The organism is Nocardia sp. NPDC051750 (assembly GCF_044453135.1).
In the GTDB taxonomy this organism is placed as follows: domain Bacteria; phylum Actinomycetota; class Actinomycetes; order Mycobacteriales; family Mycobacteriaceae; genus Nocardia.
Map to the genome: position 1 here is coordinate 1,360,274 of NZ_JBITCK010000001.1, position 14,602 is coordinate 1,374,875.

Sequence of the window (14,602 nt, forward strand, 5' to 3'; positions counted from 1 at the left end):
CGACCTGGAGACAAGGGGGCACCGACACTGTGGAGCCTGCCTGCTTTTCTGCCCGCCACGGGGGCCGGTGTTGGCCTACGCTCGTGGCCATGGTGGATCGAGTTCTTGTAACACTTGACGGCGAGGTCCGCGACGCGGACCAGCCGTTGCTGTATGCCGACGATATCGGCGTCCTGCGCGGGGACGGAATATTCGAGACGGCGTTGGTCCGCGGTGGCACGGTCTGTGCGCTCGATTTCCATCTGGCCAGATTGCGCCGTTCCGCGCAGGCACTCGATCTACCCGAGCCCGATCTGGCCCGCTGGCGCGCGGCAATGGAGACCGGCGCCAAGGAATGGGGCGCCGAGGCAGAGGGGGTCATGCGGCTGGTGCTGACCCGCGGCCGGGAAAGTGCGCTCGGTGGCCCGAAGTCGGCGGTGCGTTCGGGTGACCTGTCCGAGGCGGTTCCGGTGCCGACGACCTATGTGATGGTCACCGCGTTACCGGAGCGGGTGGCCGCGGCCAGAACCGACGGTGTCGCGGTAGTGACGCTGACCCGCGGTATCTCGATCGACCTCGCCCAAGCCGCGCCCTGGCAGTTGCTCGGCGCGAAAACCCTTTCCTATGCGACCAATATGGCCGCGCTGCGGTTCGCGGCCCGAATGGGTGCCGACGACGTCATTTTCACCAGCACCGAACACCGGGTGCTGGAGGGACCGCGGTCCACTGTGGTGATCGCCCGGGGCAAGCAGTTGATCACTCCACCCGCGAAGAACGGCATCCTGCCCGGGATAACCCAGCGGGCGCTCTACGCCGAGGCCGAGCGCAAGGGCTACGACTGCCGTTACGAACCGTTGTTCAGCGCCGATCTGTTCGATTGCGACAGCATCTGGATGCTGAGCAGTGTGACTCTGGCGGCGCGGGTGAATTCGCTGGACGGGGTGCGGATGTCGGCGTCGGATTCGGCCGCGGAGATCAGCGATATGGTGAACCGGGGGATCGAGCGGACCGGGACCATCGCGGACTGGTAGCTGTGTTCCGGCGCCGCATCCGCGAGGTCGGGGCCCTGCCGACCCGGCGGGTTGTTTGCGGCCGGGAATTGTTGCGGGATTGCCGGGCATGTCGTGGCGGTGGACACATTGATTCGGCTGGTTCGGTGCGTAATCTTGTACTACGACATGTCGTAGTAACAGGAGGTTCGGTGTGGACGCCCTGGATGTCTCGCGATGGCAGTTCGGCATCACGACCGTCTATCACTTCTTGTTCGTACCCTTGACGATCGGCCTCGCGCCGCTGGTCGCCGGGATGCAGACGGCATGGGTGATCACCGGTAAAGACCACTGGTACCGGCTGACCAAGTTCTTCGGCAAACTCTTCCTGATCAACTTCGCGCTCGGTGTCGCCACCGGAATCGTGCAGGAATTCCAGTTCGGGATGAACTGGAGCGAGTACTCGCGGTTCGTCGGCGATGTCTTCGGCGCGCCGCTGGCCCTGGAGGGGCTGGTGGCCTTCTTCATGGAATCCACCTTCATCGGGCTGTGGATATTCGGCTGGTCGAGGCTGCCGAAACTCGTGCATCTGGGCACGATTTGGATGGTGGCGATCGGAGTGAACGCCTCCGCGTACTTCATCATCGCGGCCAACTCGTTCATGCAGCATCCGGTCGGCGCGAGGTACAACCCGGAAACGGGCCGGGCCGAACTCACCAGCATCGTCGAACTTCTCACCAACAACACCGCGCTGGCGGCGTTCCCGCACGTGGTGGCGGGATCGTTCCTCACCGCCGCCACCTTCGTGGCCGGTATCGCCGGCTGGTGGATGGTCCGCAACGCGCGCAGCGGTGATCCCGGAAAACTGGCCGAGGCCCGCAGCATGTGGCGTCCGGCCGCGCGGGTCTCGCTGCTGGTGGCGGTGATCTCGGGTGTCGCGCTGGTCTACACCGGCGATGTCCAGGGCAAGCTGATGTTCGAACAGCAGCCGATGAAAATGGCCTCGGCGGAGTCGTTGTGTCATACGGAGGTGGATCCGGACTTCTCGATCCTCACCGTCGGGACACACAACAACTGCGACAGTGTCACGCATGTGCTGGAGGTGGCCTTCGTGCTGCCCTGGCTGGCCGAAGGCAAGTTCAGGGGGGTGGAGCTGGAGGGTGTCGTCGACCTGCAGCAGGCATTCAACGAGAAGTTCGGGCCCGGCGACTACCGGCCGAACCTGTTCGTCACCTACTGGTCGTTCCGCGCGATGATCGGTCTGGCCGCGGGGTCCGCGCTGCTCGTATTCGCCGGATTCTGGATGACAAGACGCGGCCGGGTACCCGATAAACGCTGGTACTCCTGGTTGAGCCTGCTCGCCATCCCGGCACCGTTCCTGGCCAATTCGGCCGGCTGGGTTTTCACCGAGATGGGGCGGCAGCCCTGGGTGGTGGTACCCAATCCGACCGGGGACCAAGACCTGCGCTTGATGGTGCAGGACGGCGTGTCCGATCACGCGACCGCGACAGTGTGGATCTCGCTGATCACCTTCACCGTGGTCTATGGGCTGCTCGCCGTTGTGTGGTTCTACCTGATGCGCCGCTATGTGCGGGAAGGTCCCGAACAGCCGCACGACGAGTCGGCCGACGGTGGGCCCACCGCGGAAAAACCTGCCGCCGAGCAGCTTTCGTTCGCCTACTAGGAGCCGGGGATGGAACTGCAGGAATTCTGGTTCGTACTGATCGGGGTGCTCTTCACCGGGTACTTCGTGTTGGAGGGCTTCGATTTCGGGGTCGGGATGCTCATGCCGATCCTCGGAAAGCGATCTGATAATCGGCGGCGGGTAGTGCTCAACACCATCGGGCCGGTATGGGACGGCAACGAGGTCTGGTTGATCACCGCCGGTGGCGCGCTGTTCGCGGCGTTCCCGGAGTGGTACGCGAGTATGTTCTCCGGCTTCTATTTCCCGCTGCTGCTCCTGCTGGTGGCGTTGATTCTGCGGATCTGCGCGATCGAATACCGCGGCAAGATCGACGACCCGCGCTGGCGGGCGCGCTGCGATCTCGGCATCGGCATCGGTTCCTGGGTCCCTGCACTGGCGTGGGGCTGGATCTTCGCGAATATCGTGCGCGGGGTGCCGCTGGATTCCGATAAGCAGTTCACCGGCGCCGTCGCGGACCTGTTCGGTCCGTACGCCCTGCTGGGTGGTCTCACCACCGGGCTGCTGTTCGCTCTGCACGGCGCGGTGTTCATCGCGCTCAAGACTGCCGGGGAGGTCCGGGCGGACACCGTGCGTATCGCCAAGCTGCTGCTGGGGCCCACGGCGGCCGCGGTCGGTGGTTTCGGCCTCTGGACCCAGCTCGCCTACGGTTCCGGCTGGACCTGGATTCTGGTGGCGCTGGCGGTATTCGGGCTCCTCGCCGGGGCGGCGGCGCTCTTCGCCGGACGTGACGGCTGGGCCTTCGCCGGGACGGCGCTCACCGTGCTGTCCGCCTCTGCCTTGCTGTTCGGTGCCCTGTTCCCGGATGTACTGCCCTCCACCATCGATCCGGCCTTCAACCTGACGGTCGACAACGCGTCGTCCACCCCGTACACGTTGAAAGTGATGAGCTGGGCGGCGCTGATGGTTACCCCGGTGGTCCTCGGTTACCAGGCCTGGACGTATTGGGTTTTCCGCAAACGCATTAGTGTCGAGCAGATCCCGCCCGGAATCGGGCTTTCCCCCCGCGTCGCAACCGAGGAGTGACCAGCGATGGCCCGCCCGCCTGTGGACCCACGCCTGTGGCGGTACGCACACTCGGCCCGGAGTTACCTGGCGCTCAGTGTCGGCCTCTCGCTGGTGACCACGGTGGCCATCGTGGCCTCCGCCGTGCTGCTGGGACGAGTGCTGGCCGGTGTCATCACCGATCCCGGGCAGCGCACGGCCGGTGCGTGGGCGACCGAACTGATCCTGCTCGCGGCCGCGGTCGCCGTGCGCGGGCCGGCCACCTGGTGGCAGTCACGGATCGCGCACCGGGCAGGTGCCCGCGTTGTCGCCGAACTGGAACAGGCGGTCCTCGCGAAGGGCGCCGAGCTCCCGCCGCGTGAGCTGGAAACCCGCCGCACCGAAATTGCCGTCGTGGTGAGCAGCGGGCTCAGCGGATTACGTCCCTACTTGACCGGATACGTGCCCGCGCTGCTACTCGCGGTACTGGTGCCGCCGGTGGTGCTCGCGGTGATCGCGGCCCACGACCTCACCTCGGCGATCATCGTGATCATCACCCTGCCGCTGATCCCGATCTTCATGATCCTCATCGGCCTGCTCACCGAGGGCCGCGCCCGCGCCACCCTGGACGCCACCACCCGGTTGTCCGACCAGCTGCTGGACCTCTTCGCCGGGATGCCGACCCTGCGCGCGCTCGGCCGGGAGACCGGCACCCCGGACCCCGGCGGGAGCGAGTCGGGCCCGGATGCGGCAGCGGAGCGTCACCACGGAGGGCCCTCGCTCAGGCCCGATCGACACGGCATGAGCGAGTCGGGCCCGGAGGCGGCAGCGGAGCGTCACCACGGAGGGCCCTCGCTCAGGCCCGATCGACACAGCATGAGCGGCCGGGTCCGGGAGCTGGGCGAATCACTGCACCGGCGCACGATGAGCGCGCTGCGGATCGCGTTCCTCTCCTCGATGGTGCTGGAACTGCTGGCGACCCTGTCGGTCGCGCTCGTCGCCGTGGCGATCGGGATGCGCCTGGTGCACGGCGATATGAGCCTGTATGCCGGTGTGGTCGCGCTGGTCCTTGCGCCCGAGGTATACCTGCCGCTGCGAACGGTGGGCGAGCGCTTTCATGCCGCGCAGGACGGTATGGCCGCCGCGGACAAGGCTTTCGCGATCCTCGACCCGGAGCGCCCCCCGACGCTGGAATCGGACCCCTCCGGGAGCCACTCGACAGGCGGGGCCGGGGCTCGCAACGTGGCAGGTCCGGCACCGGATAACGGTGGCACCGCGGGATTCCCGGCGGGGGTGATCGGTATCGGCGACGAAGAAGTGCCGCACTCACGTGGCGGCGGCGAGGAAGTCCGGCGTTCGTCTACTGCCAGTGAAGCGGGCGAGCCGGGGGCGTACGCAACCGCGAACGGCCATACGTCCCGCGCCGGTGTTATCGAATTACGCGACCTGACAGTCGAATCCAGAGACGGTGCGGCGCCCGACGGCCTGACCGCCGAGCTGCGACCGGGTCGGGTCACCGCGCTGACCGGGCCCAACGGCAGCGGAAAATCGACTGTGCTGCAGGCGATATTGGGTCTGCTCGAGCCCACCCGGGGCGCAGTGTTCGTCGACGGGCTCGATATCCGGCAGCTTCCCGCGGACCAGTGGTGGGACCGCCTGGCCTGGCTTCCGCAACGCCCCGTCCTGGTGCCGGGCACCCTGCGGGAGAACCTCGAACTGCTGGGTGCCACCGTCGCCGGTTCGTCACGACGGGGTGCGGCCCGGGTGCTCAGTGAACTGGACGCCGCCTGTGCGGTAACCGGTTTCGACGCCGTGCTCGAAGCGCTGCCCGCCGGATGGGATACCGTGGTCGGGTCCGGTGGGGTCGGGCTCTCCCTGGGCCAACGGCAGCGCCTGGCCCTGACCCGGGTACTCGCCGCCGACCGGCCGATCCTGCTACTGGACGAACCGACCGCCCATCTGGACCCCGACAGCGAGGTCGCGGTGGCGGCGGCGCTCACCACTCTCGCGCGCACGGGCGCCACTGTGGTGGTGGTCGCACACCGCCCCGCCCTGCTGTCCGCCGCCGACGAGATCGTCACGCTACCGTCGACCCACCGAATACCGAGATGAAATCCCGAAGCACAGTTACCCGCCATCCGGCCGGCCGGTCCCGGCCGGGCGGGGTCGCGGGCACATCCTGGCCGCGGCGCCGCTGGGCGCGGATCCGGTTGCTGGTGCGCGACACCCGGCAGATGTGGGAGTTGCTCGAGATCCCCCGCCGGCGCTTGGTGGCGGCGGTTGCCTGGGGAGTGCTGGCATTGGGCAGCGGGCTCGGGCTCGCGGCACTCGCGGCCTGGCTCATCGCCCGGGCCTGGCAGATGCCGCCCGTACTGGACCTGACGGTCGCGGTGGTCGCGGTCCGGGCGCTGGGGATCTCGCGGGGACTGTGCCGCTATCTGGAGCGGCTCGCCACCCACGATGTGGCGTTGCGTTCGATGACCGCGGCGCGCACCTCGGTCTACCGGGCTCTCGCGCGCGCGCCCTTGTGGCTGACCCGCCGTTCCGCGCTGGACACACCCGGACCGGGCGGGGTCGCCGCACCCACCCTCCCCGGCGGCCCGGGCGGGCCCGGCCGGCTGCGTCGCGGTGATGTGCTGGTCCGCGCGGGCACCGATATCGACGACCTCGGCGCCGTGGTGGTCCGTACCTTCGTACCCATCGCGGTGGCCCTGGTCCTGGCGACGGCGGCTGTCGCGATGCTGGCCTTCATCTCATTCGCGGCCGCCGGCGTCCTGGCCGTCGCGCTGGTCGTCTCCGGCGTCGTCGCGCCGTGGCTGTCCGCGCGGGCAGCCTCCGGGGCCGAACGGGCGGCCCGGGCGGACCGGGCGGAATTCACCGCGCACGCGCTCACCGTTCTCGACCACGCCGCCGAACTACGCGTCGCGGGGAAGCTGGACAGCGCGCTCGCGACGGCCGTCGCGGCCGGCGATCGGGTGCTCGCGGCCGAGGACCGCGCCGCCGGGCGTAATGCCTGGGCGGCGGCCGCGACACCGCTCGCGACCGGAGTAAGCGTATTTGCCGCCCTGCTCATCGGGATCACCCTCTACGGTCCCGATGCGGGAAACCCGGGGGCGATGACGCCGATGGCGCTGGCAGTCCTCGTGCTGTTGCCGCTCTCCGCGTTCGAGGCGACCGGCGCACTCCCCGCTGCCGCGCAGGCCCTCACGGTTGCCCGTGCGGCGCTGCATCGGCTGCGTGCCGTCGCGCCGGGCCACAGCGAGCCGCTCGCACCGCAAACGTCGGGTCCCGGCACCGCGACCACACCGGCCGACACCCGCAAACGGTTCGGTACCGGCGGGGACCCGCACCCCTTCCCGTACGCCGACAGCCGCGCCGACGGGGTGGTGATCGGCTGGGTCGGGGACGGCCAATGGCAGATTCCGGAACGCCCGCAGGCATCGCGGGTGGTTGTGGTCGGTCCGAGCGGCGCGGGGAAAACGACCCTGCTGATGGCCTGGGCCGGACTGTTCGATGTCCCGGACGACGAGGTGCGGTTCTTCGCCGAGGACGCACACCTGTTCGGCACCAGTGTGCTGGAGAACCTGCGGGTGGCCCGCGGCGACCTGGACCCGGCCGGCGCCGAGCGGGCCCTGCGGGCGGTCGGACTGGGGGATTGGCTGGACGGCCTGCCCGACGGTGTACACACCGATCTGCCCGGCGGTGCCGCGGCCGTATCGGGTGGACAGCGGCGGCGGATACTGCTCGCGCGCGCCCTGGTCTCGCCCGCCCGGACCCTCCTGCTCGACGAGCCCACCGAGCATCTGGACGCCGCGGACGGCGCCGGCTTGTTGCGCGCTCTGCTCGATACCGGCAGCGGACTGGTCGCACCCGGCCGCGATGTGGTGGTGGTCACTCACCAGCTCCCGGCCGGTCACCGGGCCGGGCTGGTGATCACCGTCGATGAATCCGGCCAAGTCAGGGCGGCTTTTCCGGATGGGGCGGCCACCCATTACGCCGTCGACGAAATTCCGTTGCCGACTCCGGCCTCCCGCGGCTAGGTTCGTCGGTACACAAGGAAGGAGGTGATCCAACGAATGGAAATTCAACGGACGCGTGAGGTGGCTGTCAGCTGAGCGCTGAAGCCGGCTGTGCACGGAACCCGTTCACCCGTATGTGCTGAGCGAATTCCAGGCAGCCACCCGGCCCCCGAGTCCCCGATCTGTCCGATCGGGATCGGCCGCGGATCCTCGGTACCCGTACCGAGGATCGCGCCGATACGGCTCGGGGGTCGTTCCGTTTCCGGCAGCGGAGCGTCCCGGCCGGCCACGCCGGCGGCGGAGCACGGTGCTCGCCGGTCCTTCGGCGGAGCGTCGTCTGCTCGGCCCCCGATCGGCATGTGAGCGTGCCGGGGCGCCGGGAAGGGATTCAGCCGATATAGCGCTGCAGGCGTGCGGAGAGGCGGGGCTGCAGCGGTCCATCGGCCACCACGCGCTCTTCCACATAGGCCAGATCGCCGCCCTCGACGATGCCGTAGAGACGTTTTGCGCCACCCACCACCGCGCCGGTCTGGGTGCGGATCACCACATCGGTGGCCAGTTCCCAGGACGATTGGGTGAGGGCGGTGCCGTAGAACAGTTCGACGATGCCCGTGCTGTGCGTGAGCAGCAATTCCAGCACCTCGTCGTTGCCTTCGATGCCGACGCGCCAGAAGCCGCTCTCCCGCAGGTCCGGACCGCCGTAACTACCGTCGGATTCGACGAACCAGGTGCGTGAATCCCAGCTCAGGAAATCCCCGCCGTCGTGGGAGACCACGATCTGCTGCCCGAAACGGTAGTCGCCGCGCTCGGGATTGTTGCCCTCGCCCGCACCGCGCCAGACACCGACCATCGGCAGCAGCGCCAGCATGGCCGGATTCAGATCGGGGCCGAGTCGCAGATTCGCCGTATCGTCGGGCAGCGGAAGATCGGGGAGCACCGGGATATTACGACCGGCGGTCTCCTTGGCACGTTCGGCCGCGTCGGCCACCGCCCGATCGCCGCTCAGATGCGGCTGATCCCCCGCCGACCGGCCGTTTCCGTTCTGTGCGGAGGTCTCGGTCGCCGGTTCGCCGTTCGTGGTGTCGCTCGCTCGCTCGGCCGGATCGGGACCCTCGCTCGCGAGACCACTCATGATTCGGTGAACAGCCGGTAGAAGACGTACAGGCCGAACCATCCGATGAGGATCGATACGGCGATCAGCAGAATCTCGAAGAAGAGGACCACAGTAGGGAGTTTAGCCAGCGCCGGATCACCCTCTTCAACCCCCCGGGTGGGTGTCCGGGCCCCCGGAACGCAGAACAGCCCAGGACCGGCTCGCGGGGAGGCCGGTTCTGGGCTGTGTGGCTTGCTGCTACTTCGCGACCGTGACGTCCACGTTGTGGATGCCGGGGCCCTCGGGCCGCAGTTCGGAGGTGCCGTTACCCGACGACGACAGTGCCCGCAGCGTCCAGGCGCCCGGCGCCGCGAAGAAACGGAAGTCACCGGTTCCGGAGGCGACGACCTCGGCGGTGAAATCACCGTTGCCGTCGAGCAACCGCACGAACGCGCCCGCCACGGGCTCGCCGTCGGTGCCGAGAACGCGGCCGGTGATGACCGTTTCCTTCTCCACATCGACGCCGGCCGGAATGGCCTGACCTTGGGTAGGTGCTGCACACATGGTGGTTACTCTCCCAACTCGATAGGTGCGCCGACCAGCGAACCGTATTCGGTCCAACTGCCATCGTAGTTCTTGACGTTCTGGTGGCCGAGCAGCTCCTGCAGGACGAACCAGGTGTGCGAGGAACGCTCGCCGATCCGGCAGTAGGCGATGGTGTCCTTGTTGCCGTCCAGGCCGGCGTCGCCGTAGATCTCGGCGAGTTCCTTGTCGGACCGGAAGGTGCCGTCCTCGTTCGCGGCCTTGCTCCACGGCACGTTGATCGCGCTGGGGATATGGCCGGGCCGCTGGCTCTGCTCCTGCGGCAGATGCGCGGGAGCCAGGATCTTGCCGGAGAACTCGTCGGGGGAGCGCACATCGACCAGGTTCTTGGTACCGATGGCGGCGATGACCTCGTCGCGGAACGCGCGGATCGTGTTGTCCGGTTCGGCGGCCTTGTACTGGGTGGCCGGGCGGCTCACCTCGTCGCGCGACAGGGGGCGCCCGTCGAGCTCCCACTTCTTACGTCCGCCGTCGAGCAGCTTGACGTTGTTGTGGCCGTACAGCTTGAAGTACCAGTACGCGTAGGCGGCGAACCAGTTGTTGTTGCCGCCGTAGAGGACCACCTCGTCGTCGTTGGCGATCCCGCGCTCCGAGAGCAGCGTGGAGAACTGCTCCTGGTTCACGAAGTCACGACGAACCTGATCCTGCAGGTCCTTCTTCCAGTCGAGCCGGACGGCGCCCTCGATGTGTCCGCCTTCGTAGGCGGTGGTGTCCTCGTCGACCTCGACGAAGACGACGCCGGGGGTCTTGAGATTCTCTTCGGCCCAGTCGACGGAGACCAGGACATCGGAGCGAGCCATTTGTTTCCTTTCAGTGGTGACTAGCGATCAGTTCAGTTCGATACGGTGGACAGGGAATGGGGGACCAGCCGGGTGACCAGCGGGTACAGCTTGCAGCCGAGGCAGATGCCGAACGCGGCGTTCAGGAAGGCCGCGAACAGGGCGAACCCGGCGAAAACGCCGCCCACCACCGAGGTGCCGAGCAGGAAACCCAGCAGGCTGACGGCAGCGAAGACGAAGCCCAGGAGCTGGGCGAACCGGAGCGGCGGGGTGGGTTCGGTCGTGGTGACCGGGCCCAGGCGCGGTGCGACGAGCCGGGCGTAGATCAGGCCGTACGGATGACGACGCGGCCCGAGTGCCGCGCCGAGCGCGAACACCACGGCCTGCACCGCGATGAGCACCGCGGCGGCCGGCGGGGCGACCGCGGCCAGCAACAGTACCACGACCAGGACCCCGGTGGTGACCCAAGCGACGAAGCGCGGGCCGCGGACATCATGCCCGGCCGCGAGCCCCGGGCCGCTTCCGGATGTGGTGGTAGAGGACATGAACGAAACTCCTGCGCTCGAACTGTTCGGCGGATTTCGGCCGGTTCGCCGGGGGATGAGATCGCTCGCGCGGACGAACCGTGGTCGGCGTCAGGAAATGACCCGACCGCTCAGCGGCACAGGCAGCAACAACCACCGAGGCGGCACAGATCGACTGTGCGGCGACGGGTGAGCATCAGCTCGCGGTGGGATTGCACATCGGGCAGTCTACCCAATCCCGCCGCGGATCCAATGGGTAGGGGGCAATCACCTGGTCAGGGGCCTTACCAGCCGGAGCCGCCGAGAGTCCGAGCCCGCGAGACCCGGCCGGCCGGATCGAAGCCGGGCTTCTACGAGTCGGCTTTCGGCGCCTCCGAGGTCGGTCAACCGGCCCGCCCGGTTCTGGAGCGGAGAAGTGAAGAACGGGGTTGCCAGGGCCCCTATCCCTGCGACGCCGGGGGGCGCGACAGACACGGCTCAGTGTGCCCCTGAGCCGGCTGTCAACGGAGTCAAGGCACTGCGCAGGTCGCTGGTCTTGGGGACGCCGGAGATCCGGAACCGCTCCCGGCCCTCCGCGTCGAAGACGAAGGTGGTGGGCAGTGACAACACGTTCAGGGCCCGGGCCAGGGCCGGGTCGGCATCGATATCGATCTCGATATCCCGCGGCGGCTGGGCGGAATCGGCCAGGTCACCGGTGGCGTCGGCGACCACCCGGCGCACCGCGGCGCACGGTCCGCACCAGTCGGCCGAGAAGTGCAGGACAGCGGGGCCCGATCCGGTTACTCCGGCGGCCAGCAGCAGATCGTCGCGGTCGGCGGCATCGCGATCCAGCGTGACCGGAGCCGTACGTACCGCGCCCTCGCGGTGCCGCAGGTAGAGGCCGACTGCCAGCCCCGCCAGCAGCATCACCGCAAGGATGGTTATCTCGATCATGGTCGCCGCAATCTGTTCAGGTCGATCGTCACATCTTCGCCCCGGCCCTCCACCACGATATGGCCGCCCAGAGCGGTGACCTCGGTGGGCCGGATGCCGAACGGAAGTTCCTTGGTATCGATGGTACGGGTGAACATTGCCAGCACCGCCGGGATATCCGCGTCGTCGACCACCGGTTGCGACGGTACGGGTGAGATCTCCTCGGAATAGAGGCCGGTGGCCACGATGCGCACCTGATCACCGTCGAGCAGCAGTTCGGCCGCGACGCTCACCCGTTCTCCGGTGAAACTCGCGCCCTGCTGTCCACCGGGTGCCGCGGGCAGCGTTCCGGTCAGCACCAGGGCACCGGCGGTGGTCATTCCCGAACCACCCGAACCGCCCGTGCCGTCGGATTTGTCCGCGGGTCGCGAGTGCACCTCGAGATCGGGGATACCGAACAGGCGGCCGAGTTCGGTCGGCGCGACGCGCATCCGGACATCCACCCGGTCGACCGGCAGGCTGCGCACCCGGCCGTCGACCAGATCACTCAGCGGGAGCCGCATACCGTGCAGGGTCGCCTCGAGTGCGATCTCACCCGGGATATCGGCCCGCACACTGTCGGCATTGATCTCGATATTGTCGTAGCGGCCCTCGAACGCTTGACGCAGGAACGGGAAACCGTGGAAAGTGACCTCCGGGTCGGCGCTCAGTTCGGCGCCCACCCGCAGCGATCGCGATACCCGGTACTCCGAATATGCGGCCGCCCCGAAATCGGCAACCACTGCCAGGCCGGCCAGGCAGAGTAGTCCGATGATGAGCTTCCGCATGCCATGCACCCTAGTAGACGCCGTTGTTTCCCCAGCGCCGCCTCCGACGACGCCCGGCCACACCGCTCGGATTCGGGAGATCCGTGATCGACGGCCCCGACCCGCGCGGCCGGAGGCCGCGCAATAGACAGAGCGCGCTAATCTTGCAGCGATTAGTTGTGGATGAGCAACGTGGCGACGGCGACGAAGCTGGCTTTCGCGTAGCTACGAGATGGGAGGAGTGCTGTGGAGCTACTCCTGCTGACCTCCGACCCCGACCCCGATTCGGTTCTGCCTTCGCTGTCGTTGCTCGCACACAATGTGCGACCCGCGCCGACCGAGGTGGCGTCGTTGCTCGAGGCGGGTACCGCTGATGTCGCGCTGGTGGACGCCCGGACCGATCTGGCGGCCGCGCGCGGACTGTGCCGGCTGCTCGGGAGTACAGGGTCGTCGGTGCCGGTGGTGGCCGTCCTTACCGAGGGCGGTCTGGTCGCGGTGAACGCGGACTGGGGTCTCGACGATATTCTGCTGCCCAGTACCGGCCCGGCCGAACTGGACGCGCGGCTACGCCTGCTGGTCGGCCGTACCGGCGGTGCGGCCAGCCCGGAGAACACCGGCAAGATCACCCTCGGTGAGCTGGTGATCGATGAGGGGACCTACACCGCGCGGTTGCGCGGGCGTCCGCTGGACCTCACCTACAAGGAATTCGAGCTGCTGAAATACCTCGCGCAGCATGCCGGCCGAGTTTTCACCCGCGCCCAGCTGCTGCAGGAGGTGTGGGGGTACGACTTCTTCGGTGGTACGCGCACGGTCGATGTGCACGTACGGCGGTTGCGCGCGAAACTGGGCAGTGAATACGAATCGCTGATCGGTACCGTCCGCAATGTGGGGTACAAGGCTGTCCGCCCGGCCCGGTCGGCGAACAAGGGTGATGCCGATTCCCGTGCCGCGAACAGTGAACGCGACGGTGTGGAAGAGGATTCGATGGCGCCGGTCAACGGCACCGCGCAGTGAGTGCCGCGGCAATGTCCGATCTCGAATTGCAGTGGGTGGAGGGCCGGCTCGGCGGCAGTGCCGATGAGCCGGCCGGCGGGCGTGCCGGCGAGGTGAGTGCGTTGCTGGATGCCGCCGCCGCGGCCGACGGTGTCGCGCCGGTCTCCGAACAGGGATTGCTGGCGCTGCGTGGCGACGCACCCGTCCGTCATCTGCTCGCGCTGCGGGAAGGCGCGGTCGCCGGTTACGCGAGCCTGACCCCGGCGCACGACGAGCATCCCGCCATGGCGGAGGCGGCGGTGGCGCCCGCGCAGCGCGGTCGCGGTATCGGCCGGGAACTGGTGGCCGCCGCGCTCGCTGCCGGTGGTGCCGGGGCCCGGATCTGGGCGCACGGGAAATTGCCGGCGGCACAGGCGGTGGCGGACCGGCTGGATCTGGTCGCCGCGCGCGAACTCTGGCAGATGCGGCGGTCGCTGGCAACACCCGAGTTACCGGATGTGGTGATTCCGGACGATCTCATCGTGCGCACCTACGCCGGCCCCGCCGACGACGCCGAGCTGCTCCGGGTCAACAACGCGGCCTTCGATTGGCACCCTGAGCAGGGCGGATGGACCGACGGCGAGCTCGCGGCGCGCCGTGCGGAATCCTGGTTCGATCCGGCCGGCGTTTTCCTGGCCTTCGCCGCGGACGATCCGCACCGGTTGCTCGGCTTCCACTGGACCAAGATCCACCACGACGAGCGTCCGCCGGCCGGTGAGGTCTACGTGGTGGGAATCGATCCCGCTGCGCAGGGGCGCGGACTCGGCCGGTTGCTCACGCTGATCGGCCTGCACCACCTGCGGGATGCGGGTCTGGGCGAGGTGCTGCTGTACACCGAGGCCGATAACACCGCCGCGGTCCACACATACAACCGGCTCGGTTTCGCACCGGCGCATATCGATATCGCCTATACGGCACCGGACGGAATCGGGCGCCCGCCGGGCGAGTAGCGGCAGGGCACGGCACCGGGGATATCCCGGCGCGGTTCTCTGCCCCGGTCGCGTGCACGACTGCCGATGGGTGTTCGGCTCGTGCGGTGGGCCGCCGAGGCGACCTGGCGGCGATGGTTGGGGGTGCGCGGAGTAACAACGCGGCAAACATCACACATATCGGGCGTTATCACGCCAGCCTGTTCACCTTCCGTTCACTCACCCTGGTCCGGCTGTCTACCGACGGGACC

General features: G+C 68.3%; 13 protein-coding genes. 7 read left to right on the top strand and 6 right to left on the bottom strand.

What is annotated here, in order from left to right:
- Positions 1-89: 89 nt before the first annotated feature.
- From ACIA75_RS06045 to cydC, 5 genes are all read left to right on the top strand, one after another.
- Positions 90-1,010, top strand: a complete 921-nt coding sequence (locus ACIA75_RS06045; RefSeq protein WP_397100375.1) for an aminodeoxychorismate lyase — start codon at positions 90-92, stop codon at positions 1,008-1,010.
- Between the two features lie 172 nt (positions 1,011-1,182).
- Positions 1,183-2,652 carry a cytochrome ubiquinol oxidase subunit I gene (locus tag ACIA75_RS06050; protein WP_397100377.1) on the top strand — a complete coding sequence of 490 codons (1,470 nt, stop codon included), beginning with the start codon at positions 1,183-1,185 and terminating at the stop codon, positions 2,650-2,652.
- 9 nt (positions 2,653-2,661) lie between these two features.
- On the top strand, positions 2,662-3,696 hold the full coding sequence (gene cydB / locus ACIA75_RS06055; protein ID WP_397100379.1) for a cytochrome d ubiquinol oxidase subunit II: 1,035 nt from the start codon (positions 2,662-2,664) through the stop codon (positions 3,694-3,696).
- A 6-nt stretch (positions 3,697-3,702) separates the two neighbouring features.
- Positions 3,703-5,766, top strand: a complete 2,064-nt coding sequence (locus tag ACIA75_RS06060; RefSeq protein ID WP_397100381.1) for an ABC transporter ATP-binding protein/permease — start codon at positions 3,703-3,705, stop codon at positions 5,764-5,766.
- Positions 5,767-5,888: 122 nt separating this feature from the next.
- Positions 5,889-7,694: a thiol reductant ABC exporter subunit CydC gene (gene cydC, locus ACIA75_RS06065; protein ID WP_397100993.1), complete on the top strand. Its 1,806-nt coding sequence runs from the start codon at positions 5,889-5,891 to the stop codon at positions 7,692-7,694.
- Positions 7,695-8,061: 367 nt separating this feature from the next.
- Here cydC and ACIA75_RS06070 read toward each other — a convergent pair whose 3' ends face one another.
- The 6 genes from ACIA75_RS06070 to ACIA75_RS06095 form a co-directional block, all read right to left on the bottom strand.
- Complete coding sequence (locus ACIA75_RS06070) at positions 8,062-8,805, bottom strand: FABP family protein (protein WP_397100383.1); 744 nt, start codon at positions 8,803-8,805, stop codon at positions 8,062-8,064.
- Positions 8,806-9,024: 219 nt separating this feature from the next.
- Positions 9,025-9,330 (bottom strand): DUF1416 domain-containing protein, encoded by a 306-nt coding sequence (locus ACIA75_RS06075; protein WP_397100385.1) that lies wholly within the window; start codon positions 9,328-9,330, stop codon positions 9,025-9,027.
- 5 nt (positions 9,331-9,335) lie between these two features.
- A complete protein-coding gene (locus ACIA75_RS06080; protein ID WP_357244349.1) occupies positions 9,336-10,169 on the bottom strand; it encodes a sulfurtransferase in 834 nt (277 codons plus the stop codon).
- A 32-nt stretch (positions 10,170-10,201) separates the two neighbouring features.
- Positions 10,202-10,693 (bottom strand): DUF4395 domain-containing protein, encoded by a 492-nt coding sequence (locus tag ACIA75_RS06085; protein ID WP_397100388.1) that lies wholly within the window; start codon positions 10,691-10,693, stop codon positions 10,202-10,204.
- Between the two features lie 456 nt (positions 10,694-11,149).
- On the bottom strand, positions 11,150-11,605 hold the full coding sequence (locus ACIA75_RS06090) for a thioredoxin family protein (protein ID WP_397100390.1): 456 nt from the start codon (positions 11,603-11,605) through the stop codon (positions 11,150-11,152).
- Positions 11,602-12,411 carry an LmeA family phospholipid-binding protein gene (locus tag ACIA75_RS06095; RefSeq protein ID WP_397100392.1) on the bottom strand — a complete coding sequence of 270 codons (810 nt, stop codon included), beginning with the start codon at positions 12,409-12,411 and terminating at the stop codon, positions 11,602-11,604. Before ACIA75_RS06095 ends, ACIA75_RS06090 begins: the two co-directional genes overlap by 4 nt.
- Before the next feature lie 225 nt (positions 12,412-12,636).
- Between ACIA75_RS06095 and ACIA75_RS06100 the strand changes: the two genes are divergently transcribed.
- A complete protein-coding gene (locus ACIA75_RS06100; RefSeq protein ID WP_397100394.1) occupies positions 12,637-13,404 on the top strand; it encodes a winged-helix domain-containing protein in 768 nt (255 codons plus the stop codon).
- 11 nt (positions 13,405-13,415) lie between these two features.
- Entirely contained in the window at positions 13,416-14,372 is a 957-nt protein-coding gene (mshD, locus tag ACIA75_RS06105) for a mycothiol synthase (RefSeq protein ID WP_397100396.1), read from the top strand.
- Positions 14,373-14,602 lie beyond the last annotated feature (230 nt).